General features: G+C 64.8%; 20 protein-coding genes. 19 read left to right on the top strand and 1 reads right to left on the bottom strand.

From position 1 onward, the window contains the following. The first annotated feature begins 56 nt into the window (after positions 1-56). Positions 57-1,358: an MFS transporter gene (locus ABIE20_RS01210; RefSeq protein WP_429502098.1), complete on the top strand. Its 1,302-nt coding sequence runs from the start codon at positions 57-59 to the stop codon at positions 1,356-1,358. A gap of 186 nt (positions 1,359-1,544) precedes the next feature. Then, positions 1,545-1,745, top strand: a complete 201-nt coding sequence (locus ABIE20_RS01205) for a hypothetical protein (protein WP_429502096.1) — start codon at positions 1,545-1,547, stop codon at positions 1,743-1,745. A gap of 54 nt (positions 1,746-1,799) precedes the next feature. On the opposite strand, the gene ABIE20_RS01200 is transcribed toward ABIE20_RS01205, so the two are convergent. Next, positions 1,800-2,681 carry a LysR family transcriptional regulator gene (locus ABIE20_RS01200; RefSeq protein ID WP_429502094.1) on the bottom strand — a complete coding sequence of 294 codons (882 nt, stop codon included), beginning with the start codon at positions 2,679-2,681 and terminating at the stop codon, positions 1,800-1,802. Positions 2,682-2,773: 92 nt separating this feature from the next. Here ABIE20_RS01200 and ABIE20_RS01195 point away from each other — a divergent pair, with 92 nt between their 5' ends. The 17 genes from ABIE20_RS01195 to ABIE20_RS01115 all read left to right on the top strand — a co-directional run bounded on the left by ABIE20_RS01195 (position 2,774) and on the right by ABIE20_RS01115 (position 25,601). After that, positions 2,774-4,216: an aldehyde dehydrogenase family protein gene (locus ABIE20_RS01195; protein ID WP_429502092.1), complete on the top strand. Its 1,443-nt coding sequence runs from the start codon at positions 2,774-2,776 to the stop codon at positions 4,214-4,216. A 13-nt stretch (positions 4,217-4,229) separates the two neighbouring features. Continuing rightward, a complete protein-coding gene (locus ABIE20_RS01190) occupies positions 4,230-5,216 on the top strand; it encodes a dipeptidase (protein WP_429502090.1) in 987 nt (328 codons plus the stop codon). A gap of 57 nt (positions 5,217-5,273) precedes the next feature. Next, on the top strand, positions 5,274-6,824 hold the full coding sequence (locus ABIE20_RS01185) for a BCCT family transporter (protein WP_429502088.1): 1,551 nt from the start codon (positions 5,274-5,276) through the stop codon (positions 6,822-6,824). A 26-nt stretch (positions 6,825-6,850) separates the two neighbouring features. Further along, positions 6,851-8,545, top strand: coding sequence for a hypothetical protein (locus ABIE20_RS01180; RefSeq protein WP_429502086.1), 1,695 nt, complete (start codon positions 6,851-6,853; stop codon positions 8,543-8,545). Positions 8,546-8,547: 2 nt separating this feature from the next. Further along, positions 8,548-9,240, top strand: a complete 693-nt coding sequence (locus ABIE20_RS01175) for a DUF3726 domain-containing protein (RefSeq protein ID WP_429502084.1) — start codon at positions 8,548-8,550, stop codon at positions 9,238-9,240. Between the two features lie 33 nt (positions 9,241-9,273). Continuing rightward, complete coding sequence (locus ABIE20_RS01170; protein WP_429502082.1) at positions 9,274-9,660, top strand: RidA family protein; 387 nt, start codon at positions 9,274-9,276, stop codon at positions 9,658-9,660. A 261-nt stretch (positions 9,661-9,921) separates the two neighbouring features. Beyond that, positions 9,922-11,619 (top strand): 2-isopropylmalate synthase, encoded by a 1,698-nt coding sequence (gene leuA, locus ABIE20_RS01165; protein ID WP_429502080.1) that lies wholly within the window; start codon positions 9,922-9,924, stop codon positions 11,617-11,619. A 13-nt stretch (positions 11,620-11,632) separates the two neighbouring features. Beyond that, the gene (locus tag ABIE20_RS01160; RefSeq protein WP_429502078.1) at positions 11,633-12,367 is read left to right on the top strand and encodes an AraC family transcriptional regulator; all 735 of its coding nucleotides are present in this window, start codon (positions 11,633-11,635) and stop codon (positions 12,365-12,367) included. Positions 12,368-12,510: 143 nt separating this feature from the next. Further along, positions 12,511-14,004: an efflux transporter outer membrane subunit gene (locus ABIE20_RS01155; RefSeq protein ID WP_429502378.1), complete on the top strand. Its 1,494-nt coding sequence runs from the start codon at positions 12,511-12,513 to the stop codon at positions 14,002-14,004. After that, on the top strand, positions 14,001-15,155 hold the full coding sequence (locus ABIE20_RS01150; RefSeq protein WP_429502076.1) for an HlyD family secretion protein: 1,155 nt from the start codon (positions 14,001-14,003) through the stop codon (positions 15,153-15,155). Before ABIE20_RS01155 ends, ABIE20_RS01150 begins: the two co-directional genes overlap by 4 nt. Further along, positions 15,145-16,659, top strand: coding sequence for a DHA2 family efflux MFS transporter permease subunit (locus ABIE20_RS01145; protein WP_429502075.1), 1,515 nt, complete (start codon positions 15,145-15,147; stop codon positions 16,657-16,659). Before ABIE20_RS01150 ends, ABIE20_RS01145 begins: the two co-directional genes overlap by 11 nt. A 369-nt stretch (positions 16,660-17,028) precedes the next feature. Next, a complete protein-coding gene (locus ABIE20_RS01140; protein ID WP_429502073.1) occupies positions 17,029-17,805 on the top strand; it encodes a DUF3050 domain-containing protein in 777 nt (258 codons plus the stop codon). Further along, a complete protein-coding gene (locus ABIE20_RS01135; protein WP_429502071.1) occupies positions 17,802-18,149 on the top strand; it encodes a DUF4437 domain-containing protein in 348 nt (115 codons plus the stop codon). The genes ABIE20_RS01140 and ABIE20_RS01135 overlap by 4 nt, the downstream gene beginning before the upstream one ends. A gap of 17 nt (positions 18,150-18,166) precedes the next feature. Beyond that, positions 18,167-19,096: a diiron oxygenase gene (locus tag ABIE20_RS01130; protein WP_429502069.1), complete on the top strand. Its 930-nt coding sequence runs from the start codon at positions 18,167-18,169 to the stop codon at positions 19,094-19,096. Positions 19,097-19,116: 20 nt separating this feature from the next. After that, positions 19,117-22,584 carry an amino acid adenylation domain-containing protein gene (locus ABIE20_RS01125; protein ID WP_429502067.1) on the top strand — a complete coding sequence of 1,156 codons (3,468 nt, stop codon included), beginning with the start codon at positions 19,117-19,119 and terminating at the stop codon, positions 22,582-22,584. Positions 22,585-22,603: 19 nt separating this feature from the next. Beyond that, positions 22,604-23,071: an SRPBCC family protein gene (locus ABIE20_RS01120; RefSeq protein WP_429502065.1), complete on the top strand. Its 468-nt coding sequence runs from the start codon at positions 22,604-22,606 to the stop codon at positions 23,069-23,071. Between the two features lie 139 nt (positions 23,072-23,210). Continuing rightward, on the top strand, positions 23,211-25,601 hold the full coding sequence (locus tag ABIE20_RS01115; protein ID WP_429502063.1) for a DUF3772 domain-containing protein: 2,391 nt from the start codon (positions 23,211-23,213) through the stop codon (positions 25,599-25,601). Positions 25,602-25,603 lie beyond the last annotated feature (2 nt).

Raw genomic sequence — 25,603 nt, 5'->3', positions numbered from 1 at the left:
CTTGCGCGCCGCAGCACCTGCGGCGCGCAGTTCGCACATTTGACGGGGAAAAAACAATGACAATCCTCACTACTGCGACAGCGGCCGCCGCGCCTGCCGTCGCCGACGACCAGCGCCTGAACCGCCTGCTCCTGCGCAAGCTGATGCCGCTGCTGATCGTGGTCTACGTGATGAGCTTTCTGGACCGCACCAACATTGCCCTGGCCAAGGCCAGCATGGGCATTGACCTGGGCCTTTCGGCCGCAGCCTATGGCCTGGGTGCCGGGCTGTTCTTCCTGACCTACGCGCTGGCCGAAGTGCCGAGCAACCTGATCATGCACCGGGTCGGCGCGCGCTTCTGGATCACCCGCATCATGATCACCTGGGGCCTGCTGTCGGCGGGCATGGCCTTCGTCCAGGGCGAAACCTCGTTCTACATCATGCGCCTGCTGCTGGGCGTAGCCGAGGCAGGCCTGTTCCCCGGGGTGATGCTCTACCTGACCTACTGGTTCGACCGTGAGCAACGGGCGCGGGCCACCGGTTACTTCCTGCTCGGGGTGTGCCTGGCGAATATTCTCAGCGGCCCACTGGGCGGCGCCTTGCTCGAACTCGATGGCCTGCTGGGCTGGCATGGCTGGCAGTGGCTGTTCGTCATCGAAGGCCTGCCGGCGGTAGCCCTGGCCTATGTGGTGTGGAAAAAACTACCGGACGGCCCGGCCTCGGCGCCCTGGCTGTCGGCGGCCGACGCTCAGGACATCGAGCGGCGGCTGAACGCCGAAAAAGCCGCCGCGCCGCAACAGAGCCGGCTCGGCCAGATGTTTGCCGACAAGCAGATCTGGCTGGCGATCGCGGTGTATTTCGTGCACCAGATCACCATCTATACGGTGATCTTCTTTCTGCCGGGCATTATTGGCACCTACGCCGCCCTGACCCCGTTGCAGATCGGCCTGCTGACCTCGGTGCCGTGGATTGCCGCGGCGATCGGCGCCGCCACCCTGCCACGCCTGGCGACCTCGCCTGGGCGCTGCCGTACCTTGCTGTTCTTCGGTTTGCTGACCATGGCCGCCGGCTTGCTGCTGGCGTCGTTGTCCAACTCGTTCATCGGCCTGATCGGTTTCTCGCTGACCGCGTTAATGCTGTTCGTGGTGCAGTCGATCATCTTCGTCTTCCCCTCCAGCCGCCTGAGCGGCAACGCCCTGGCGGCGGGCCTGGCCTTCGTCACCACCTGCGGGCTGCTCGGCGGCTTTGTCGGGCCGTCGGTGATGGGCCTGATCGAACAGACCACCGGCAATACCCGCAACGGCCTGTGGCTGATCGCGGCGATGCTGGTGCTGGCGGCGCTGATCAGCACACGCTTGCGTCAGGGCCAGGAGCCGTAGAACAGCCGGAGGTCACTCCGTCCATCGCAAACCGGCCAGGCCTGTCTGTTTTTTGACAAGGCTTGGCCTGCAGATTGCACAGGCTGGCGCTGTCGTCGTCGGGTGACGTAATCCTGACGCAACGGCGACTCAACCTAACGCTTATGGACGCCAGCAAACGCCTTGCTCGGTCACCGGAGAAGTCACGTGTCTACCCTCACTGAAATTGCAGCCAACCACGCCCGAATGATCAACGCCGTGGCCGCAGGCACAAACGAGCCAAGCGAGCGCCAGCCGCTGTTGGTGGTGGGTTTCCAGGCCCCCGCCGCCCTTGAGGGGCTGGCCCCGGTTCCGCTGGAATTGATGCTGGCAGCCCAGGAACCCAGCCACTTCACGTGCCTGTCATAACTCACGCCCGGTGGTGAAGGCCAAATGACTAGTTAATAATTTTTATAAATAGAACTACGTCAGGGCGTGCGCCTTCAAGAACGTCATCAATGCCTGCGCCGCTGGCGACAGGCTGCGGCCCTTGCGCGTCAACAGGCCGATCTGGCGTTCGACCTTGGGCTCGGCCAGCGGCAGGAAGGCCAGTTTGTCGTTCTCCAGGGGGAAGGCCAGGTACGGCAGCGTGCTGATGCCAACCCCCTCTTCGAGCATGGCGATCAGCGAAATCATGTTGGAGACGAACAGCCGGCTGTGGGCCAGCAGGCCCTCGGCGTCGGTGCCTTCGAGCAGCCGCGAGGTGCCGTTGCGGATCATTGCCAGGCCCTGCAGCTGCGACCAGTGCAAGGCCTCGCCGGCCAGCGCCAGCGGGTGATCGGCGCGGCACACCACCCCGACCTGGTCGTGGAGCATCGGCGCGAACTCGATCTGCTCGTCGGCCATCCACAGGCTGCTGATGGCGAAATCCACCTGGCCCTGGGTCAACAGTTGCTGGACGCTGTCGGCGCTGCCGTCCTGGATGCTGATCTGCATATTCGGGTGCTCGGCGACGAAACGCGCCAGCGGCGCCGGCAGCACGCGGCTGGCCACCGACGGCACGGTGGCGATGCTGACCTGGCCAATCTCGTGCTGAACCAGCAGTGACACCTCGCGGGCAATCCGGTCGTGGTGCTCGATCAGGCCGCGAAACAGCGGCAGGCAGTGCTCGCCAAAGGGCGTCAGCTCGACCCGCCCACCGCCCTTTTCGATCAGCGCCTGGCCCAGCTTCTGCTCAAGCTCACGCACCGCCAGCGATACCGCAGGCTGGGTGCGGTAGGCCTGGCGGGCAGCGGCGTTAAAGCTCTTGAGCTCGGCCACCAGCAGGAAGTAGCGGATCTGGGCGATTTTCAGCTCGGGCAGCATCTTAGCAATCCTTATCGAATCATTTTTTTTATTAATTTTTATTTGCGTCATATTGCTCGCAAGATGAGAGCTAGGCAAACGGAGGCTTCTCAATGTCACTCACTCCCTACAAAAACTACATCGATGGCCAGTGGTGCGACGGTCACACCACGCTGAGCAACCACAGCCCCTCGGACACCTGCGACCTGATCGGCGAGTACCACCAGGCCACTGCCGAGCAGACCCGCCTGGCTATCCAGGCCGCCCGCGCCGCGCAACCGCAGTGGGCCGCCAGCGGCCTGGAAGCGCGCCAGCAGGTGTTGATGGCCATCGGCGACGAGTTGATCGCCCGCAAGGAGGAGCTCGGCCAGTTGCTCTCGCGCGAAGAAGGCAAGCCCCTGGCCGAGGGCATCGGCGAGGTCAATCGCAGCGGCCAGTTCTTCCATTACTACGCCGCCGAGGTGCTGCGCCAGATGGGCGAAACCGCCGCCTCGGTGCGCCCCGGCATCGATATCGAGGTGCACCGCGAACCGGTCGGCGTGGTCGCCATCATCACCCCATGGAACTTCCCCATGGCCACCGCCGCCTGGAAGATCGCCCCGGCCCTGGCCTTCGGCAACGCCGTGGTGTTCAAGCCGGCCAACCTGGTGCCGGCCAGTGCCTGGGCGCTAACCGAGATCATCAGCCGCCAGGCCCTGCCCCGCGGCACCTTCAACCTGCTGATGGGCAGCGGTGCCAGCGTTGGCGAAACCCTGGTGCAGTCGGCCGAGATCGACGCCCTGACTTTCACCGGCTCGCTGGCCACCGGCCGTCACGTGGCGCAGGCGACCGCCGCCAATCTGGTGCGCTGCCAGCTGGAGATGGGCAGCAAGAATGCCCTGGTGGTAATGGACGATGCCGACCTCGACACTGCCGTCGAATGCGCGCTCAACGGGGCGTTCTTCGGTACCGGGCAAAAGTGCACGGCGTCATCACGGCTGATTGTCTGCGCCGGTATCCATGACCGCTTTGTCGAGGCCCTGCGGGTACGCATGCGCCAGCTCAAGGTCGGCCATGCACTGGCGGCCGGCGTGCAGATCGGCCCGGTCGCCGAGGCGCGGCAACTGCAACAGAACCTTGAGTACCTGCGCCTGGCCCAGGCCGAAGGCGCCACCCTGGTCGAAGGCGGTGAGCGCCTGCAGCTGGACAGCGACGGCTACTACATGCGCCCGGCGCTGTTCATCGACAGCCACAACGACATGCGCATCAACCGTGAGGAAGTGTTCGGGCCCATCGCCTGCGTCATCCGCGTGGCCGATTTCGACGAGGCCGTGACCACCCTCAACGACACCGAATACGGCCTCACCGCCGGGATCATCACCCAGTCGCTGCGCTATGCCTGCGAGTTCAAGCGCCGCGCCCGGACCGGCTGCGTGATGGTCAACCTGCCGACTGCCGGCACCGACTACCACGTGCCGTTTGGCGGGCGCAAAGCCTCAAGCTTCGGCCCGCGTGAACAGGGCCAGTACGCCCGTGACTTCTATACCGTGGTCAAGACCGTTTATGTCCGCCCTTGAGGGAGTAACTGCCATGCACGACCTGCTGATGATCGACGGCCTGCAGTACTCCAACTGGAGCCCGGACATATTCCGCCAAATGCAAGCCGGCGGCTTGAGCGCGGTGCACGCCACCATCGCCTACCACGAGAACGCGCGGGAAACCCTCTCGCGCCTGGGCGAATGGAACCGCCGTTTCGAAACCTGGCCCGAGCTGATCCGCCCGGTGCGTTCGGCCAGCGACATCCGCCTGGCGCAGCAGGAAGGCCGGGTGGGGATCTTCTTCGGCTTCCAGAATTGCTCGCCGATCGAGGACGACATCGCCCTGGTGGAAATCTTCCGCCAGCTCGGGGTGTTCGTCATGCAGCTCACTTACAACAACCAGAGCCTGCTCGCCAGCGGCTGCTACGAGCGCGAAGACAACGGCATCAGCCGCTTCGGCCGCCAGGTGATCGCCGAGATGAACCGTGTCGGCATGCTCATCGACATGTCCCACAGCGCCGAACGCAGCACCCTGGAAGCCATCGAGCTGTCGAGCCGGCCGGTGATCATCTCCCACGCCAACCCGTCGAGCTTCCATGCCGCCAAGCGTAACAAGTCCGACGCAGTGCTGCGCGGCATCGCCGAGTCGGGCGGGCTGCTGGGCTTCAGCACCTACCCGTTCCACCTCAAGGGCGCCTCCAGCTGCAGCCTCGAAAGCTTCTGCGACATGATCGCCAGCACGGCCGACCTGATGGGCGTCGAGCACATTGGCATCGGCACCGACCTGTGCCAGGCGCAACCGCTGGCGGTGCTCGAATGGATGCGCAATGGCCGCTGGAGCAAGGACAAGGACTACGGCGAAGGCTCCCGCGACAACGCCAACTGGCCCGAGCCGCTGGGCTGGTTCCGCGACAGCCGTGACTTCACCAACATCGCCCGGGGCCTGCGCGCCCGCGGTTTCGCCGAAGAGGATGTCGGCAAGATCATGGGCTTGAACTGGCTGCGCCTGATGGAAACCGCCACCACGGCGCAGGCCTGAGCCATCCCTGCACGGACAGCATCAACAATAACAACAATCGCAGGTTCCGGAGGCTTCATGAAAAACCCAACCACCCTGCAGGCTGACCGCCAGGCCATGGGCCTGCCGCTCGCGCGGGACATCGACTGGCCGCTGTTCGTGATCAGCGGCGGTTTTCTCGGTGCGTTCCTGATCGCCGCGCTGGTCGACATCGACGTTGTCTCGACCCTGGTCAACACCCTGTTCGCCTGGTCGACCAAGGCCTTTGGCCTGTACTGGCAGGTACTGATGCTAGCGACCTTCGTGGTCAGCCTGGGCATCGGTTTCTCCAAATGCGGGCGCGTGCGCCTGGGCGGCGTCAGCCAGCGCCCGGACATCAGCACCTTCAACTGGATCGCGGTGATCATGTGCGCCCTGCTCGCCGGCGGCGGCGCCTTCTGGGCGGCGGCCGAGCCGTTGATGCATTTTGCCAGCCCGCCACCGTTCTTCGCCGGCATCGCCCCGCACACTCAAGCGGCGGCCACCGCGGCACTGGCGCAGTCGTTCGTGCACTGGGGCTTTCTGGCCTGGGCGGTGCTCGGCAGCCTGCTGGCCATCGTGCTGATGCACCTGCATTACGACAAGGGCCTGCCCCTGGCGCCGCGCACCCTGCTCTACCCGCTGTTTGGCCAACGCGCCCTGAAAGGCCCGATCGGCACCTTCGCCGACGCCGCCTCGATCATCGCCGTGGTCGCCGGCACCATCGGCCCGATCGGCTTCCTTGGCCTGCAGATCAGCAGCGCCCTGCATGCGGTGTGGGGCGTGCCCAACGGCATCGTCACCCAGTCGATCACCATCGTGCTGGTCACCTTGATGTACACCACCTCATGCCTGGTGGGCCTCAAGGGCATCCGCTTCGTCAGCGAAATCAACGTCTGGCTGATGCTGGGGCTTGCGCTGTTCATGGTGGTGTTCGGGCCGACGCTGTTCATCCTCGGCGGCTTTCCTTCGGCCTTCGCCCTGCATGTGGAGCACTTCATCCCGCTGACGATGTTCCGCGCCGATCCCAAGTGGCTGGACTGGTGGACGGTGTTCTACTGGGGCTGGTTCATTGGCTACGCGCCTATGGTGGCGCTGTACGTCGCACGGATCTCGCGGGGCCGGACCATTCGCGAGATCATCATGACCCTGTCGATCATCGCCCCGCTGGTGACCATGTTCTGGTTCACCGTGGTTGGTGGCACCGGCATCGGCCTTGAGCTGCAAACCCCGGGGATCGTCACCGCCCATGGCAGCCAGCCCGAAGACCTGCTGCTGGGCGTCACCCAGAACCTGCCGCTGGGTGGCCTGATCAGCGCGCTGTTTCTGTTTTTGAGCTTTATCTCGGTGGCCACCAATGGCGACGCCATGGCCTTCACCGTGGCCCTGGCGATGTCCAGCAACGACAAGCCGAAGAAATGGTTGTGCGGCTTCTGGGCGATCGGCATGGGCCTGGCTGCGGTGGTGCTGATTACCATCGGCGCCGGCGGCGTCACCGCCCTGCAGTCGTTTATCGTCATCACCGCGGTGCCGGTGTCGCTGGTGATCCTGCCAGCGCTGTGGGATGCCGTGCGCATCGCCCGGCACATGGCCCGCGAACAAGGCCTCTGACCATGATGCAGCCAGGAACAATAACAATGTCCAGCTCCGCCCCTGCCGCACCCGCGTTGCGCCCCGCCAGCCAGGTCATGGACCTGGCCCGGCTGGGCAGCCACTTCCAGAGCCCGTTGAGTTTCGTGCGCAGCAGCATGCGGCGGATGATGAACCAGCAGTGGCGCATCCAGCGCAGCCGCTTCGACCTTGACGCTGAAGGCTTCGGCACCGCGATCTACCGCATCGACACGCCGAACGCGCACTACCACTGCGTGATCTTCTCGGCCTACCTGCCGCCGGAAAAACGCAGCGACCGGGTGATCGCCGATCAATGGGATGTGTGCTTCGTGCTGGTTGCCGGCGATATCGACGCGGCGCAACTGGCCGACCTGCAGCGCAACGTGCCGTTGCAGGAAGCCGGGCGCTTCGATGCGCGGGTACTGGTGCTGTCTCGGGCCAACCGCAGCCTGCGCAATTTCGAACGTTTCGTCAGCGCCCTGGCCGAGGGCACCCAGCCCGACCCGCGGCAACTGGCCGACGTCGGCTACCTGTACCGCACCACCGCCGTGTACGGCAACGGCAAGTTCGGCATCGCCGACTTCGGCTGCCTGCAGGACAACCCCGACTTCAACCAGCCGTTCAGCGCGCAGATGTTCACCGTGTACCTGCTGCGCCATTTCAGCATCGAACAGATCGAGCACATGGCCCGCGCCCGCGATCCGCAGCGAGCGGTCACCCTCGCCCCGGCGCTGCAGCGCTACCTGGGCGTCGGCAACTCGACCGGGCTGGGCATGGCGCCGTTTCTGCTCAACCACCCGCAACTGGTCAACCAGTGGCTCTGGGCCCGGGAAACCGCCCTGGGCCGGGTGCTCGCGCAAGCGGCCGAGCCGGCCCGCCTGCAGCGCTTGCAGGCGCTGCTGCAACGGGCGCAGCTGCACCTGCGGCAAACCCTGACCGAAGACCTGCGCCAGCACCAGCAAGACCAGCAAACCCTGGCCGAGCTGGCCGCCCTGGGCGACTGGCTCAACCGCCAGCCGGCCAGCGCCGACCTGTGGCCGCGCTTGCTGGCCTGGAGCGAAACCCACGCCGGCATCGGCTGCCAGGAACTGCTGGTGAGCCTGTTGCTGGAGCTGTACCCCGAACAAGTGACGCCGCTGGCCGAGCAGATGGGCGTCAACGAAGGTTGGCGCCTGCAGGCGCAGATGCCCCTGGCCGAGCTGCGCGAGCTGATCGAAAACCACTACGCCTGGGCCCTGGCCTACGACTTCAGTGCCAGCGATGCCGAGCACTTCTTCTGGTACCGCTCGGCGGAAAAAGAAGAGCCGCGCCTGGGCATGCGCGCCAAGGAACCGGGCGCCGACAAAGAAATGCAGCTGGGCATCGCCCGTAACATCCAGCGTTGCTACCACGCCCTGGTGGAGCACCTGTGCGCCCATCCCGGGGAGTTGACCGCGCACTTTCTGATCGCCCAGCCGGCCTTCAAGGGCACGGTGCGCCGCTTGCAAGGCATGGCCCTGTGCGCCTATGGCGAGATCCGCGCCAACCTGCTGGCCCACGACATGCTGCCGATCCACTTGCTGCGCTGCAAACTGGCGTTCTTCGGCGCCGGCAAGTTCGACCCCAAATCCAGCCGCTGGGTGCGTATCACCCTGTTTCAGGGGGCGCCGCTGGTGAGTGACATTGGCCAGCCGTTCGCCGACGACTGGAACTTTGCAGTGATGCCGGACGGAGCCCAGTGACCATGCGAGTATCGCTCAATGAAATCCAGGTGATGTGCCGCAAAGCCTTCGAAGGCATGGGCTTTGCCCCCGGCGACTGCGAAGACGCCGCCGACATGATCGGCTGGTTGCAACTGCAAGGGCTGGACGGCCTCGGCGCCGTGGACAAGGCCCTCGACTACTTGCAGCGCGAAGCCCGGCAGCCCTTTGCCCTGAGTTTTGAAGACAACGCCCTGCTGGTGATCGATGCCCAGGGCCAGAGCGTACTGCGCTGCGCCGCCACTGCCGTGGAGCTGGCCCTGGCCAAGGCGCAGGCCAGCGGCCAGGCAGTGTTGCGTATCCAGCATTGCCACAACCGCCTGCTGTTGCTTGGCTACCTGTGCCGCGCCGCCGAACTGGGGCTCAAGGTCCAGGCGCGCTGGAGCGATGCCCGCCAGGTACACATCGCCGCCTTTGCTGCCGGCAGCAACCGCCCGCAATTGCACCTGCAAGCGCATGCTGGCGCCGCCCCGCTTGAGCAGAGCATTACCGTCACCTTCAGCCGTCCGCCAGCGCCGGCCCAGCCCCAGGGGCGCGTGCACGCGGCGCTTGGCCAGGGCTTTAGCGTCAGCCCAGAAACCTGGCAGCGGCTCAAGCAACGGGCCGAACACGTGCTGGTGGAAAGCAGCGAAGCCTCGCGCCGGCACGGTGCCGGCGGCGGCAGCGATGCCGATTGACTGTTCGCCCTTCGACTTACAAGGACACCCTCGATGAAATACGCCATCAAGACCGAGCTATTCGCCGCCAAAGCCCCGCTGGAATGGGCAGTGGTCGGCAACGGCACGCTGTACACCGCGCAAATCCCCATCGATGCCCAGGGCCAGGTGGTGGCCGGCGGCATCGAAGCCCAGGCGCGCCAGACCCTCGACAACCTCAAGCACACCCTGCACGCCGCCGGCAGCTCGCTCCAGGCCGTGGTCCAGGTGCTGATCTACGTCACCGAGCGCAGCTACCTGGCGACGGTCAATGCGGTGTACGCCGAGTACTTCCAGGCGCCCTACCCCAACCGCGCGGCGCTGGTGGTGGCGGGCCTGGCGCGGGAAGAAATGCTGGTCGAGCTGGTGGTCTATGCGTGCCTGGCCGATAGCGCCGGCTGAGGCCAGGTGCAATTTGCGGCTGAGCGTCGCAGGCAGGCGTTCAAATGGTGAGGATATGCACATAAAAATATTTCAGCGCAATAAATCACCAATAACTTCAACTTTAAGGCGATCAACAAAGGCTTCTTCACCCCTCACTGGCAAAATTAGCAATTATTTCTAGATGTAACAGCGCTAGAATTGGATCCCATCTGCGATTGGCATCGGTTGCTCGCGGGCAACCGGCGCTGCGCAAAACCGTAGGCACAGGAGAACGCCGCCATGATGTTGAAGGATCCTTCTACCAAGTACCGTCACTTCACCACCGTCGACCTGCCGGACCGCCAGTGGCCGAACCGGGTCCAGCAGGTCGCCCCGACCTGGTGCAGTGTGGACATGCGCGACGGTAACCAGGCGCTGATCGAACCGATGAACGCCGAGCGCAAGCGACGCTTCTTCGACCTGCTGGTCAAGGTCGGCTTCAAGCAGATCGAGGTGGGTTTCCCGGCGGCGTCGCAAACCGACTTCGATTACGTACGCGAGCTGGTCGAGAGCGGCGCCATCCCTGACGACGTCACCATCCAGGTGATGACCCAGGCGCGCAGCCACCTGATCGAGCGCACCTTCGAGGCCCTCAAGGGCGTGCCACGGGCCATTGTCCACGTCTACAACGCCACCGCACCGGTGTTTCGCGAAGTGGTGTTCGGGGTAGACCGCGCCGGCTGCATCGACATCGCTACCCAGGCCACCCGCGAGATCAAGGCCCACATGCAGGCCAATCCGCAGACCCAGTGGACCTATCAGTACTCGCCCGAGACCTTCTGCTTTACCGAGCTGGATTTCGCCCTGGAGATCTGCGAGGCGGTGACCGAGGTGTTCCAGCCCTCGCCGGCCAACAAGATGATCCTCAACCTGCCGACCACCGTCGAGGTGTCGACTGCCAACGTCTTCGCCGACCAGATCGAGTGGTTCTGCCGCCACTTAAGCTGCCGCGACAGCGTGGTCATCAGCGTGCACCCGCACAACGACCGCGGCACCGGCGTGTCGACCGCCGAGCAGGCCTGCCTGGCGGGCGCCGAGCGGGTCGAGGGCACCCTGTTCGGCAACGGTGAGCGCACCGGCAACGTCGATATCCTGACCCTGGCGATGAACCTCTACACCAGCGGCATCAGCCCGCAGCTGGACTTCTCGGACATCATCCACGTGCAGCGCGAAGTCGAGTTCTGCAACCAGTTGCCGACCCACCCGCGCCACCCGTATGCCGGCGAACTGGTGTTCACGGCGTTTTCCGGCTCGCACCAGGACGCCATCAAAAAAGGTTTCGCCCACCGGCGCAACAACCCCGAGGGCTACTGGCAGATCCCCTACCTGCCGATCGACCCGGCCGACATGGGCCGCAGTTACGAAGCGGTGATCAGGGTCAACAGCCAGTCCGGCAAAGGCGGCGTGGCTTACCTGCTCGAGCAGCACGGCATCGTCCTGCCGCGGCGCCTGCAGATGGAGTTCAGCGGCCTGGTGCAACGGGTGGCTGACGAGGCCGGCCAGGAGATCACCAGTGACATGATCCTGTCGTGCTTCACCGATAACTACCTTGAGCAAGGCAAGCCCTACACCCTGCTGCAGCCAAGGCTTGCCAGCGAAGACACCTGCACCTTCCTCGATGCCCAGCTGGACATCGACGGTGCGCGCCTGGCGCTCAGCGGCGAAGGTAACGGGCCGCTGGCGGCGCTGGTCAATGCCTTCGCCCAGCAGGGCCTGAACTTCGACATTGCCGACTACCACGAGCATGCCATTCGTGACGGCGCCCAGGCCGAGGCCATCGCCTACGTCGAAATCCGCGTCAACAGCCAGCTGCTGTTTGGCGTCGGCAAAGACAACAGCATCCTCCAGGCGTCGCTCAAGGCGGTCGTCGGTGCGGTGTCGCGGGCAACCCGCCAGGGCTTGCTCGAGCCGCTGCGCACCGCCACCGTTTCGGCCTGAGGGAGAGCCAGGCATGGAACCATTAGCGATGGACTATGAACATGGCGAGGTAGTGGGCAGCCACTGCCATGTCGAGGACCAGCTGATCTACGCCACCAGCGGCGTCATGCGCGTGTGCAGCGATGAAGGCAACTGGGTGATCCCCTGCGGGCACGCCCTGTGGGTACCGGCAGGGATCGGTCATGAGGTGCGCATGAGCGGCGAAGTGAGCATGCGCACCTTGCTGCTCAGCTCGCGGGTCGACCGCTGCCAGGTGATCGTGGTCTCGGGGCTGCTGCGCGAGCTTATCCTGGCCTCATCACGCATGCAGGAGCAGCGCGATGAGTCGTTGGGCGAGCATGTGCGTGCGCTGATTCAGCGCGAGCTGGAAGCGGCCGAACGCATCGAGGCGCATGTGCCGGTGCCACAGCATCCACGCCTGCGGGCCTGGTGCGAGCGCTTTCTCGAAGACCCCGCGCAAGACCTCACCCTGGAGCAATGCGGCGCGCAGCTGAACATGAGTGCACGCACCGTGGCGCGATTGTTCCAGCGCGAGGTGGGGATGTCCTACGGTGAATGGCGCACCCGCACACGCATGATTCTCAGCCAGCAGCGCCTGGCCGGAGGCATGCCGATCCTGCATGTGGCGCTCGAACATGGCTACCAGAGCGCCAGCGCCTTTGCCGCGATGTTCAAGCGCATCCTCGGCTACACCCCTCGCGACTGGCAGGTCAGCGCCCTGGAAGGTAACGCCTCGCGCGCCCACTGACACCTGCAGCGAGGAAGGCCGCCGCGCCCTCCTCGCTGCCGGGCGAGGTTGTCCCGGTCACGGCCACGGTTGTCCCGCTTGCGGCAGAAGCGCTGCACGCCCCTCGTTAATCTGGCATCACGACCCTAGATGTGACTTTCGTGATGCGTTTACTTCGATCCCCGCCTTTCCCCGCCAGGCTTTTCGCCGCCACCAGCCTCCTGGCTGTGCTCTCGGCGTGCACCGGCCACTCCTCGACGACCCCGGCGCCGTTGGCACTGCAGGCCGATCCGCTGGCCGGCCTGCCCGCCGGCGTCAGTCAGCAGGCCTTGCCCGAACGCTGGTGGGAGCTGTACCAGGACCCGCAGCTCAATGCCTGGGTCCGCCAAGCCCTGCAGCATAACCAGGACCTGGCCCAGGCCGAGGCCAACGTGCAGGCCATGCTGGCCGGCATCGGCGAGTACGACGCCAGGCTCTGGCCCTCGACCTCGCTGGAGTTCGGCGCCAGTTACGGCAAAAGCGCCGACGACCAGACCCTGGCCCAGGCCACCGACAGCCACGCGCCGTCGCAATGGGAGTTCAACCCCGGCATCGAGCTGGCCTACCAGGTCGATGTCTGGGGCCAGGTGCGGGCCGCCATCGAGCGCGCCCGTGCCCAGGCCGAGGCGACCCGTGAGGCCCTGGACCTGGTGCGCTTGCAGGTAGTGACCCAGACCAGCCGCGCCTATGTCGATCAATGCGTCTATGGCGCGCGCATCCAGGAGACCGAACAATCCCTGCAGACCCTGGAGCGCAGCGTGCAGCTCAGTGACCGCCAGCGCCAGGCCGGGATCGCTACCGAACTCGATGCGGTGCGCCTGCGCGGGCTGCGCGAGCAGGTCCGCGCGCAACTGCCGATGCTTGAAGCGCGGCGGCAGATGGCGCTGTTCGAACTGAGCGTGCTCAGTGGCCAGCCGCCTGCGGCGATTGCTGCCGGCGCCAGTGCCTGCCGGAGCATCCCGACCCTGAAGGCACCACTGCCTGGTGGTGACGGCTGGCAACTGCTGGCCCGTCGCCCGGATGTGCGCAAGGCCGAGCGCGACCTGCGCGCCGCTGACCTGGAAGTCGACATCGTCAAGGCCGACCTGTACCCGAAGGTCAGCTTCGGTGCCTCGCTGACGTCCTCCGATCATCACCTCTCCAACCTCGGGGACAGCAGTGCGGTGATGTTCGCCGTCGGCCCGCTGATCAGCTGGGAGTTTCCCAACATCAAGGCCAACCGCGCGCGGGTCAACAAGGCCCGGGCCCTGCAACAAGCACAGATCGCCCACTACCGCGGCGTGGCCCTGAACGCGCTCAAGGACGTGCGCAAGGCCCTGGCCGGTTACGACGGTGAACGCCAGCGGGCCCAGGCCCTGGACAGCGCCCTGGCGCATAGCCAGCGCGGTTTTGCCCTGGCCCAGGACAACTATCGCGCCGGCGCCGTCGATGCCCTCGAGGTGCTCGACAGCGAGCGCGACCTGATCAGCGTCCGCGCCCGCCATGTCGAGGCCCAGGGGCGCCTGGCGCGAGCACAAATCAATCTGTTCCGGGCCCTGGGCGGCAGCTGGCAAACGCCACCGGCTGCGGCCGCGACCCTGGTGCAGAGCGCATCTACCGAAACTGGAAAGCAACCATGAATATTGCCGTTGAAAAACCACCGCTGGCTGCCGACGAGCAGCAGCACCAAGCCCCTTCGCGCACCCTCACCCGGCGGCGCCTGGCGCTGTACGCCACAGGCGGCCTGAGCGTGGTGGCGGTGCTGGTGTTCGGCGGCTACTGGTTCAGCACCGGGCGCTTCCTGGAGACCACCGATGACGCCTACGTGCGCGCCGACTGGGTGGCCTTGAGCCCGCGCGTGGCCGGCTATGTCGCCCGGGTCGAAGTCGATGACGACCAGGCAGTGAAAGCCGGCGACGTGCTGGTGCGCCTGCAAAGCCGCGACTACCAGGCCCGTCGTGACCAGGCCGAAGCCGGGGTCGCCGAGGCCCAGGCTGCGCTGACCGCCGCCCAGGCCAGCCAGCAGGTGGCGGTCGAGCACATCAACCAGCAGCAGCAAGCCATCCTCCAGGCCGAGTCAGCTGTGCACAGCGCCGAGGCCGAGCGGCGCCGCAGCGAACTGGACATGCAGCGCTACCAGGGCCTGGTGCGCGACAACGCCGCCACCGTGCAGCGCCTGGAATCGGCCAACGCCAATGCCATCCAGGCCCGCGCCGCCTTGCAAAGCGCCCAGGCCCGGCTGCGCGAGCAACAGTCGCAACTGGCGATGGCCAAGGCCCAGGCGCTGCTGGCCGAGGCGCAGATCAAACAACGATCGGCAGCCCTGGCCAGCGCCAAGGCCCGGCACGCCCTGGCCGACCAGGACAGCCAGGACACGGTGATCCGCGCCCCTATCGATGGCGTGGTCGGCCAGCGCCGGGTACGTGCCGGGCAATACGTGGTCCCCGGCCAGCCGCTGCTGGCGGTAGTGCCGCTGCACCAGACCTACGTGGTTGCCAACTACAAGGAAACCCAGCTGGCCCGCATGCGCCCGGGGCAGCCGGTGGAAATCAGCATCGACAGTTTTTCCAGCCAGCACCTGCGCGGCCGGGTGGCCAGCTTCTCGCCGGCTTCGGGCAATGTCTTTGCCCTGCTGCCGTCGGACAACGCCACCGGCAACTTCACCAAGATCGTCCAGCGCTTTCCTGTGCGCATCCTGCTCGACCAGGCCGAGGACGGCGTGCAGGTGCTGCCGGGGATGTCGGTGGTAACCACCGTCGACACCCGTGGGGAGCCTGCCGATGAGCACTGAGCAACCGGTCTCGTTGCGGGCCTGGGTGGCCGTGATCGGCGGCTTGTTCGGCTGCTTCATGGCCGGCATGAACGTCCACGTCACCAGCGCCGCGCTGCCGGAAATCAGAGGCTCGCTGGGTGCCAGTTTCGAGGAAGGCTCGTGGATCTCGACCGCCTACCTGGTGGCAGAGATCGTCATGATTCCGCTGACGGCCTGGCTGGTCGAGGTGTTCTCCATGCGCCGGGTGATGTGGACCGGCTCGTTCATCTTCCTGCTGGCTTCCATCGCCTGCTCCTGGGCACCCAACCTCGAGGCGATGATCATCATCCGGGTGATCCAGGGCGCGGCCGGCGCGGTGCTGATCCCGCTGTCGTTCCAGCTGATCATCACCGAACTGCCGGCCAGCAAGATGGCCATGGGCATGGCCCTGTTCAGCCTGTCCAACAGTGTTGCCCAGGCGGCGGGGCCGTCGATTGGCGGCTGGTTGACCGATGCCTATTCCTGGCGCTGGATTTTCTACCTGCAGTTGTTCCCCGGCGTGGCGCTGTTGATTGCCATCGCCTGGTCGATCGAGGCCAAGCCGATGAAGCTTGAGTTGCTGCGCCGCGGCGACTGGCTGGGGATCTTCGCCATGGTCGTGGGGCTGGGCGGCCTGCAGATCGTGCTCGAGGAAGGTGGGCGCCTGGACTGGTTCGGCTCGGGCTACATCCTCGGCATGTCGGTGGCTGCCGGGATCGCCCTGGTGGTGTTCGTGGTCACCCAGCTGTACGGCAGCCGCGCCTTCATCAACTTGCGCCTGCTCGGGCGCTACAACTTTGGCGTGGCTAGCGTGGCCATGTTCATCTTTGGCGGCGCCACCTTCGGCCTGGTGTTCCTGGTACCCAACTACCTCTCGCAGTTGCAGGGTTTCAGCGCCCGCGATGTCGGCGTCAGCCTGATCGCCTATGGCCTGGTGCAACTGCTGCTGGCGCCGCTGATGCCACGGCTGATGGCCTGGACCAGCGCCAAGTTCATGGTTGCCAGCGGTTTTCTGATCATGGCCCTGGGCTGCTGGCTGGGCGCCAGCCTCAACGTCGACAGCGCAGACAACGTGATCATCCCCTCCACCGTGGTTCGCGGCATCGGCCAGCCGTTCATCATGGTGGCGCTGTCGGTGCTGGCGGTGGCGGGCCTGGACAAGCGCGAAGCCGGCTCGGCATCGGCGGTGTTTTCCATGCTGCGTAACCTGGGCGGCGCCATCGGCACTGCCGGGCTGACGCAGATCGTTGCCACCCGCGAGCGCTACCACAGCGAACGCATCCACGAACATGTCACGGTGTTTTCGCCCGGTTTGCAGGAGCGCCTCAACCAGGCGGTGCACACCTGGCTGCCGCAACAGCAGCAGATACTGGAGGGTCTGGCTGCAACCATACGCCGCGAGGCGTACCTGATGGCCTACAGCGATGCGTTTTATGTCGCCTGCCTGGCCCTGATTGGCTGCGCAGTGGCAGCGCTGGTGCTGCGCACCCAGCGTGCGGCCTGAAGTTTCATGTAATTTAAAGTTATAACGGTATAAGCGAACAGGGAGTTCAGTGGTATGGATTGTGTTAATCCTAATTAAATAGCGATAAAAATCGCTATTAACAGCCTCTTGCCGCCTGGCAACTTCAGCAATGAAGTTGCCTTTTTGGCGTGTCTGCAAGTTATTAATCGACGCTTAAATTTTATGTTCAGCACGTCTTGATTTGTAACTTCTTATGTCTTAGCTTTCCGTTGCCTGGCGCCCTATCGGTGCCGGCCACTGCATGACGCAAACGTGCCAACAGGCCAGTTTCTGGTCACCTGTGCGGCTGCCCTAAAAACGATAACGCTGTTTTATATTCCGACAAAAAACCTGATAACCGAGGAAAACATGCACAATCAAAAAGCCGTTCTTGAAAATAACAAAACCGAACTTGGCAACCATCCGATCTTTGCTGAAATCGGCTCATTGCAGGTATTGCGCACCTTCATGGAAACCCATGTTTTTGCGGTGTGGGACTTCATGTCGCTGACCAAGCGCCTGCAGCAGGAACTGACCTGCACCCGCCTGCCGTGGCTACCACCGCTGGATCCGGCCGCGGCCCACCTGATCAACGAAATCGTCCTCGGTGAAGAGTCCGACCAGAACCTGCAGGGCGGCCACTACAGCCACTTCGAACTGTACCTGCATGCCATGCGCGAGATTGGCGCGAGCACCGACCGTATCGAGCATTTTGTCCGCCTGCTGCGCGGTGGCGTCGGGCTTGACGAAGCCCTGCAGCATTGCCATGCCTCGCCGGCAGCCGTGCGTTTTGTCAGCAATACCCTCGACACCGCCATCAACGCCAAGCCTCATGAAGTCGCGGCAGCCTTTTTGCACGGGCGTGAAAGCGTGATCCCACGGATGTTTCAGACCATTCTCGATGACTGGGACATCGGCGCCGACCAGGCCCCGACCTTCCGCTACTACCTGCAGCGCCATATCGACGTTGACTCGGACGACCACGGCCCGGCCGCCGAGAAACTGCTCGATCGCCTGGTTCAGGGCGACCCGCAGCGCCAGCAGGAAGTCTACGCCGCCGCCATTGCCGCGGTCGAAAGCCGCCGCGTGCTGTGGGACGAACTGCGCGCCGAAATGGCCGTGCAGATCGCCGAGTGCGTCGCATGAAGTTCGAAGTTATCGAGCACGACCAGGCCACCTGGCAAGCCGTCAGCAGCGAGCGCGGCATCACCCTGACGGTGTTCAAGGACACCCTCGACGCCAGTACCCGCACCGGTATCCGCACACGCCTGGTGCGCTTTAACCCCGGCGGCGGAACGCGTGAAATCTATACCCATGATTATCACGAGGAAGTGTATCTGATCGAAGGTGATCAAACCGAACAGGCCGCACCCGGGCGTGCACAAAGAACGTACGGGCAAGGCAGTTACTTCTTTCGCGCGGCGCACACGGAACATGGTCCGTTTCATTCGGATCAGGGCTGCCTGTTATTTGAAGTTCATTACTATTGAACGGTGGGCAAGGTTAAATGAACGCACATGAGTATCAGTCTTTCGCCGATTCCTGGGAGCGGCGAGCGACCATTCGAACGCGTCCGCGGCGCACCGTGGAAGATGACGGAAAGTTGATCTATCCGACCAGTCGTCAACCCTTGGTCACCAGCGCGGTATTTATGGAACAGTGCCCGCACTTGACAGACTTTGCCCTGGTGCAAAGTCTCTACAAGTTCATTAATGACGTGGTGATCTTCGAAACCGAGATTGTCGACAAGACCGCGCGCAGCATTGCCAAGGACAGCTTTGCGATCCGCTTTCCGTTTGCCTGTCGTTACGACGCCATGACCGTGGTGGTGGACGAGGATTATCACGCCCTGGTGGCCATGGACTACCTGCAGCAGACCATCGAGCTTACCGGTATCGAGCCCATCACCCTGCCCCGGGAAATCGAGCTCAGCCGCTCGATCCCCACAGCCATGGAGATGGCCCCCGAGCACCTGAAAGCGGCCGTGGAACTGATCTGCGTAGCAGTCGCCGAGAACACCCTGACCAATGATGTCGCCGCCTTCGCCCGCGACGACACAGTCAAGGAGTCGGTCAAGGGCCTGATGGCTGACCACCTGGCCGACGAGGGCCGGCATTCGAGCTTCTGGGCGCGGCTGACGCGCATCTACTGGAGTGCGGCGCCGGCTGAAGACCGGCAGATCCTGGCCTCGATCATGCCGGTGTTCCTCAGCCACTACCTGACCAACGACATCCAGAAAGCCTTCGACCTGGCGCTGATCGCCCACCTGGACACCAGCGAACAGGTCAAGGCGGCCTTGCGCCAGGAGGTCGAAGCCATGGACTTCCCGATCACCCCGGGGCATCCCCTGGTGGGCAACATCATGCGGTTTTTCCGCGCCAGCGCAATGCTCGAAGATCCGGCCGTGCAGTCTTCCCTGGCCGCCTACCTGATCTGACATCAAAGGAATCAATGCCGATGAGACGTCTTGAAATTCTGCTGTGCGGGAGCAGCCGCGGGCTGGCCTGCCTGGCGGACGAGTTGCGGCAGATGGGGCATGGCACCCATGTGCTCGACACGCCGGCCAGTTACGATCACTGGCAACTCCACGCCTCGGACCTGGTCATCGACGACGCCACCCTGGCGCCGTGGCCGGAAATGGGCAACACCTGGCAAGTCTCGTTGCAGGTCAGCGGCTGCGACCTCAGCGACCCGCAGCAAGACCTGCAGTTGCACCTGCTGGGCCGCCAGGGCAGTCAGCCCTGGCAATGCCTGGAACGCCAGGATGTACCTGCAGAGGCCTCGGGCAATGGCGCCGACCTGGTGAGCAGGGCCTTGCATGAACTGGTCGAGGTGGCTGCGGCGCATGTCAGCGGCTACTCGCGCAATGACCAATACTTCAGCCAGTACCGCTTCCAGGCGCTGGGCCAGGTGCCAACGGCCGGGCTCGGGGTGCTGGACACCCTGGCCTTTGCCCACCGTTGCAACCGCACGGCAGCACCGGCCATTACCGAGGCGGCCAGCGTGTCGTTCATCCAGCGCCTGGCCAGCAGCCTGCGCCAGCATCATGACGCCCCGGCCTTGCTGGTCGAGGGTCGCAGCGTCAGCTATGGCGAGCTGCATGCCCTGAGCGTGGCGATCCAGGAGCGGCTGGTACCGCTGCTGGGCGATGACCACGAACAGCCGGTGGTGGCCATCGCCCTGGGCAAGGGCCTCGCCCTGTACGCGTCGATCCTCGCCGTGCTCGGCTGCGGCGCCCTGTACCTGCCGCTGGACCCCAGCCACCCTGCCGAACGCCGGGCGCTGATCGTCGAACATGCCCGGGCGCGGATCGTCATCCACGACGATAACGTCGACATTCCCGCCGGCTGCATCGGCCTGGATGTCGGCCACCTGAGCGCCGTGCACCAGGGCGCCGATGGCCACCAGAGCATTGCCCTGGCAGCGCATCAGTCGCTGCTGCGCGGCACCTGGGAAGGTGCGCGGCCGTGCGTGGCGATCTACACCTCCGGCACCACCGGCACACCGAAGGGCGTGCAGTTGACGGTCGCCAACCTCAGCCACTTCTGCGCCTGGTATGCCGCGCATGTCGAGGTCGGGCCCAGGACCCGGGCGTTGCAATTCTCGACCATCAACTTCGACGCGTCGCTGCTGGATATCTTCCCGACCCTGCTTGAAGGCGGCTGCCTGGTGGTACCCAATGAAGACCAGCGCCGCGACCCGCTGGCCCTGGCGCAACTGGTGATCCAGGCCGAGGTCAGCCATGCCTTCCTGCCACCGGCGCTGCTGAGCATCCTGCCGCTGCACAGCCTGCGCGGCATGACTCACCTGATCACCGGCGGCGATGTGTGCGAGCCCCACGTGATCGACGCCCTGGCCGATCACTGCCACCTGCACAACATCTATGGCCCCACCGAAACCACGGTGCTGGCCACCAGCCGGGTGATGCGCGCCGGCGACTCCAATCGCCTGCTCGGCCTGCCGATCGCCAATACCCGCCTGTACCTGCTCGACGAGCATGGCTTGCCGGTGTCCGAGGGCCAGAGCGGTGAGATCCACATCGCCGGGCCCGGCGTCGGCGCCGGCTACCTGCACAACCCCGCCGCCAGCGCCGAGCGCTACCTGGACGGCAGCGGCGGCCTGCATGGCGAGCGCTTGTACCGCACTGGCGACCTGGCACGCTGGGGCCGCGCCGGGGTGGAGATCATCGGCCGCCTGGACAACCAGGTGAAGATCCGCGGTTTTCGGGTTGAGCCCGAGGAAATCGAGCACGTGCTGCGCAGCAGCAACCTGTTCGGCCAGCAGGCGGTGGTGATCGACGAGCAGCGGCGCATCCTGGCGTTCTTCGCCGAGCCGCGCAACGCCGATGCGCACAGCGCCACCGAGGCCTTGAAGGCCCATGCCCAGCAGCACCTGCCGGACTACATGCGCCCTGCCCGCTGGCGCCTGCTCGAGACCTTGCCCGCCACCGCCAACGGCAAGATCGATCGCAAGGCACTGCGCCTGATGCCCGACGACAGCCGCCAGCGCCAGGTCCGCGCCCAGCCGCTGAGCGCGGCCACGCAAAGCCTCCTGGCGATCTGGGCCAAGCTGCTGGAGATCGACGCCGACGACATCGGCCTGGACGAGAGCTTCTTCAACCTCGGCGGCCATTCGATCCTGCTCTCGCGCATGCTCATGGACATTCGCGAGACCTTCGCCAAAGGCGTGTCGATCAACCGTTTCATCGAACAGCCGACACTGACCAACCTGGCGCGCCTGCTTGAGCAGGATGACGCCGCCGATGCCGTGGTCAGTGCCCGGGCACTGGCCGATGCCAACCTCAGCGTCGACCTTGAGGTGCTGCCGCTCAGCCGCCAGGGTGACGTGCACAAGGTCATCGTCACCGGTGCCAATGGTTTTCTCGGTGTACACCTGGTCGAGGCTTTGCTCGAACTGGGCTCCAGCGAAGTCGCCTGCCTGGTACGCGCCTCCCCCGGCCAATCGGCGCAGCAGCGGTTTGCCCAGGCCCTGGTCGACAATCGCCTCGAACACCTGGACATGAGCCGTGTGCGGGTCCTGGCCGCGGACATCAGCCAGCCGCTGCTGGGCCTGAGCGCCGAAGAGTACGAGCGCCTGGACCGCGACTATGGCGCGCTGATCTACAACGCCGCCAACGTCAATCACGTGCTCGACTACGAGTCGCTGATCAAGGACAACGTGGCGCCGCTGCTTGAGTGCCTGAAGCTGTGCGAGGGGCGCAGCAAGAAGATCTTCAACTTCATCTCCACCCTGTCGGCCTCCAGCAGCATCGACGCCCAGGGCCGGGTGCTGGAAACACCGCCCGCGCCGACGCCGCCGATCTACATCCGCAATGGCTACAACCTGTCCAAGTGGGTCGGCGAGCGGATTCTCTGGAACGCCTGCGAGCGTGGTGTGCGGGTCAATATCTATCGCCCCGGGAACATAGCCTTCAATACCCGCACCGGCGTCTGCCAACCGCACCAGAACCGCCTGATGCTGATGCTCAAGGGCTCGCTGCAACTGAAGGAAGTGCCGCAGCTGTCATTGAACTTCGACCTGATGCCGGTGGATTTCCTGGCGCGCTTCATCGGCTTTCATGCCAGCCGCCACACCATCAGCCGCGCGGTGTTCAACCTGCACAACCCGACGCCGCTGAGCTGGGACAACTACGTCGAGGCGTTCCGCCACATGGGCCACGACTTCCAACTGGTGCCGGTGAGCCGCTGGCAGCAGCGGCTGTCGACCATCGGCAGCGACAACGCCCTGTTCGGGGTGGTCGGTTTCTACCTCAATGGCTTTGAGGAAGACATCGGCGACATCTCGATGATCGAGCACGGCAATGCCCGCCACGGCATCGACAACATGGGCGAGGAGTATCCCGCCAAAAGCCCGACCCTGCTGCGCCGGGGTTGTGAATTCCTCAAAGAAATCGATTTCATCTAACCCGTCAAAGGAGCTGGACATGTCACATCTGGAACCCGATACCCTGATCAAAAACCCTGTTGGCGAGCCCGTGGTTGCCACGGTGGCCGTTAATGCCGACGCCCGCAGCGTGTGGAACATCGTCGGCAACTTCGCCGGTTTTCCGGTGTTCATCCCGGCGCTGTCGCACATCGAAATGACCGGCAGCGGCGTGCGCTCGGTGCGCAAGAAGCTGTTCAAGGATGGCAACGTGGTAATGGAGCAACTCAACAGCTTTGATGACCAGCAGATGGTCATGACCTGGTCGTTGATCCACACCTCGCTGAACATCGGTAACCTCTGGGCGCGCATGGAGGTCAAGGCCCAGGGCGCGAATCAGTCGCTGGCGACCTGGACCATCATCGGCGAACCCCGCACCGGTACCGCTCAGGACCTGCCGGCATTCCAGGCGTTTCTTCAGGGCTTTGCCGATGGCGCGATGAACAACGTCAGGCAGATGTTCGCCTAAGCCCCAACGCAAGCCCGCTGCTACCGCCCGGTAGGCGCGGGCTTTGCCTCGCAGTTCACTACGCCACGCCGCCGGGCAAATGCCCGCCGATGTCCTACCCTCATAAGCTGGGAGTTCAACAACCGAACCGGGCATTACCATGCGCAATGCGTTGCAGATCATCGGCTTCATTGCCCTCACCCTGCTGCTGCCCAGTGCCTGCGGCCTGTTGGCCGCCGAGCCGCCGGCCCCGTCTGCGGCAAGCGCTGTCGCCCCGGCGGTCCAGGTTACGCAAAAAGACCTGCAAGCCCTGCAACTGCGCCTGGACAGCCTCAAGCAGCAGATTTCCCAGGCCAACAACTACAACCAGCTCGAAGGCCCGCAAGACCGGCTGCAAGCGCTGATTGTCGATATCGACCGGTTGTCTACCGCGCTGTTGCCGGAACAGGCGCAACTGCGCGCGCAGCTGGAGGTGCTCGGCCCTGCCCCGGCTGAGGCGCTGGTACCGGGCAAGTCGGATATCGCCGCGCAGCGCACGGCCCTCACCGAGCAAAAAAACACCCTCGATACCACCCTTAAAACCCTGGCCACGCTCAAGGAGAACGCCACCAACCTGCTGTCGCAGATTTCCGCCATCCGCCGCACCATGCTCGAAAGCGAGCTGACCCTGAGCACCCACAGCCTGCTCAACCCGGCATTCTGGTCACCGGTGTTCAACCCTTCGGCTGACGACCTACAGCGTTTGCAGGCGTTCTTCGCTGAGGTCAGCGATACCGCCCACGCCGTCTGGCAGCCCGGCCAGCGTTTCTCCACGCTACTGCTGGTGCTGCTCGCCGTGCTGGCCTGGACCCTCGGCCGCCGGCTGCTGGAGCGCTGGCTGGCCTGGGTATGCATGAACCGCGTGCCTGAGGGCCGCCTGCGGCGCAGTTCGCTGGCCCTGGCCTCGGTGCTGGCCACCCTGCTGGCTACCGGCGTTGCCCTGGAGCTGCTGTTTTACGCCTGCACCCGCCACCTGCCGCTGCCGGCGATGCTGGCAACCTTTTCCGAAGAGTTCGAAAAACTTGCCTATACCTGCGTGCTGATCACCGGTTTGAGCCGCGCGCTGCTGTCGACGTCGCATCCATCCTGGCGCCTGCCGGACCTTGCCGACCCGGTGGCCCTGGCCCTGCAACCCTTTGCCCGCTGGCTGGCCACGACCTTGCTGGTGCTGGTGACCCTGGTGCAGATATCCAACGCTGCCGGCATGAGCAGCCAGCTGGTGATCGCCGGCCGTGGTATCGCCGCGCTGGTGATCAGCGGCCTGATCATCGCCCTGCTGGTACGCACCAGCAGCACTCGCCGGGCCATGGCCGCCGCCGGGGATGTGCCGGAAGCGGCCTCGACCATGGCCGGGCTGATCTACACCATCGCCAGCATCGCCATGGTCACTTCGGTGATTGCCCTGTTAACCGGCTACGTGTCGCTGGCGCGCTTCGTGACCTACGAGGTGGTGTGGATATTCATTCTGCTGGCCGGCTTCTATTTGCTCATGCAAGTGTTCAAGGACGGTTGCGAGTATGTGTTTTCGCCACGCCAGGCCAGCGGCAAGGCACTCAAGGAACTGCTGGGCATCGGCGACCGGCGCCTGGAGCAGGTCGAAACGCTGATCTCGGGTTTCGGCCGCGCGGCGCTGTTGCTGCTGGCGGTGGTCACCCTGTTCGTCGGCGGCATCGGTACCACCCTGGGGCAGTTGATCAGCAACATCGTCGCCTTCCTCGGTGGCGCCGGTTTGCGCCAGTTCAACATCATCCCCGGGCACCTGTTCAATGCCGTGCTGGCGCTGGTGCTGGGCATCTACCTGATCCGCACGTTGCGCCGCTGGCTGGACAACGAGTTCCTGCCCAAGACCGACATGGACCCGGGCATGTGCGCCTCGCTAAGCACCCTGTTCGCCAACATCGGCTACGCCCTGGTGATCCTCCTGACCCTGTCGTCGCTGGGGGTGAAGTGGACCAACCTGGCCTGGATCGTCAGTGCGCTGTCGGTGGGCATCGGCTTCGGCCTGCAGGAAATCGTCAAGAACTTCGTCTCCGGGCTGATCCTGCTCACCGAGCGCCCGGTCAAGGTCGGCGACCTGATCAGCATCAGCGGGGTCGAGGGTGATATCCGCCGCATCAACGTGCGCGCCACCGAGATCCAGTTGAGCGACCGATCGATCGTCATCGTGCCCAACTCGCAACTGATCTCGCAGAACCTGCGCAACGTCACCCTGGGTGGCAGCGCCCAGGGCGTGGCGAGCCTGGAGCTGGTGTTCCCACTGGACATCGACCCCGAGCAGGTGCAGACCCTGCTGTATGAAACCTACCGCGAGCACGAGACCATCCTCGACAAGCCGGCGCCGTTCGTGCGCTTCAGCAAGCTCACCGCTGACGGCATCACCCTCACCGTAACCGGCTACGTCAGCAGCCCGCGCATCGTTGGCACCACCAAGAGCGACCTGCTGTTCGAAATCCTCAAGCGCCTGGGCGCGGCGGGTATCGAGCTGGCCAAGTCGGCAGCGCCGGCAAGCTGAAT

The organism is Pseudomonas sp. 2835 (assembly GCF_050435905.1).
In the GTDB taxonomy this organism is placed as follows: domain Bacteria; phylum Pseudomonadota; class Gammaproteobacteria; order Pseudomonadales; family Pseudomonadaceae; genus Aquipseudomonas.
This window is presented reverse-complemented; position numbering and strand designations above follow the sequence as displayed.

Bases quoted from the DNA above. Each gene is read 5' to 3' on its own strand.
- ABIE20_RS01210 (WP_429502098.1), top strand. From the start codon at position 57: ATGACAATCCTCACTACTGCGACAGCGGCCGCCGCGCCTGCCGTCGCC.
- ABIE20_RS01200 (WP_429502094.1), bottom strand. From the start codon at position 2,681: ATGCTGCCCGAGCTGAAAATCGCCCAGATCCGCTACTTCCTGCTGGTG.
- ABIE20_RS01195 (WP_429502092.1), top strand. From the start codon at position 2,774: ATGTCACTCACTCCCTACAAAAACTACATCGATGGCCAGTGGTGCGAC.
- ABIE20_RS01190 (WP_429502090.1), top strand. From the start codon at position 4,230: ATGCACGACCTGCTGATGATCGACGGCCTGCAGTACTCCAACTGGAGC.
- ABIE20_RS01185 (WP_429502088.1), top strand. From the start codon at position 5,274: ATGAAAAACCCAACCACCCTGCAGGCTGACCGCCAGGCCATGGGCCTG.
- ABIE20_RS01180 (WP_429502086.1), top strand. From the start codon at position 6,851: ATGTCCAGCTCCGCCCCTGCCGCACCCGCGTTGCGCCCCGCCAGCCAG.
- ABIE20_RS01175 (WP_429502084.1), top strand. From the start codon at position 8,548: ATGCGAGTATCGCTCAATGAAATCCAGGTGATGTGCCGCAAAGCCTTC.
- ABIE20_RS01170 (WP_429502082.1), top strand. From the start codon at position 9,274: ATGAAATACGCCATCAAGACCGAGCTATTCGCCGCCAAAGCCCCGCTG.
- leuA (WP_429502080.1), top strand. From the start codon at position 9,922: ATGATGTTGAAGGATCCTTCTACCAAGTACCGTCACTTCACCACCGTC.
- ABIE20_RS01160 (WP_429502078.1), top strand. From the start codon at position 11,633: ATGGAACCATTAGCGATGGACTATGAACATGGCGAGGTAGTGGGCAGC.
- ABIE20_RS01155 (WP_429502378.1), top strand. From the start codon at position 12,511: ATGCGTTTACTTCGATCCCCGCCTTTCCCCGCCAGGCTTTTCGCCGCC.
- ABIE20_RS01150 (WP_429502076.1), top strand. From the start codon at position 14,001: ATGAATATTGCCGTTGAAAAACCACCGCTGGCTGCCGACGAGCAGCAG.
- ABIE20_RS01145 (WP_429502075.1), top strand. From the start codon at position 15,145: ATGAGCACTGAGCAACCGGTCTCGTTGCGGGCCTGGGTGGCCGTGATC.
- ABIE20_RS01140 (WP_429502073.1), top strand. From the start codon at position 17,029: ATGCACAATCAAAAAGCCGTTCTTGAAAATAACAAAACCGAACTTGGC.
- ABIE20_RS01135 (WP_429502071.1), top strand. From the start codon at position 17,802: ATGAAGTTCGAAGTTATCGAGCACGACCAGGCCACCTGGCAAGCCGTC.
- ABIE20_RS01130 (WP_429502069.1), top strand. From the start codon at position 18,167: ATGAACGCACATGAGTATCAGTCTTTCGCCGATTCCTGGGAGCGGCGA.
- ABIE20_RS01125 (WP_429502067.1), top strand. From the start codon at position 19,117: ATGAGACGTCTTGAAATTCTGCTGTGCGGGAGCAGCCGCGGGCTGGCC.
- ABIE20_RS01120 (WP_429502065.1), top strand. From the start codon at position 22,604: ATGTCACATCTGGAACCCGATACCCTGATCAAAAACCCTGTTGGCGAG.
- ABIE20_RS01115 (WP_429502063.1), top strand. From the start codon at position 23,211: ATGCGCAATGCGTTGCAGATCATCGGCTTCATTGCCCTCACCCTGCTG.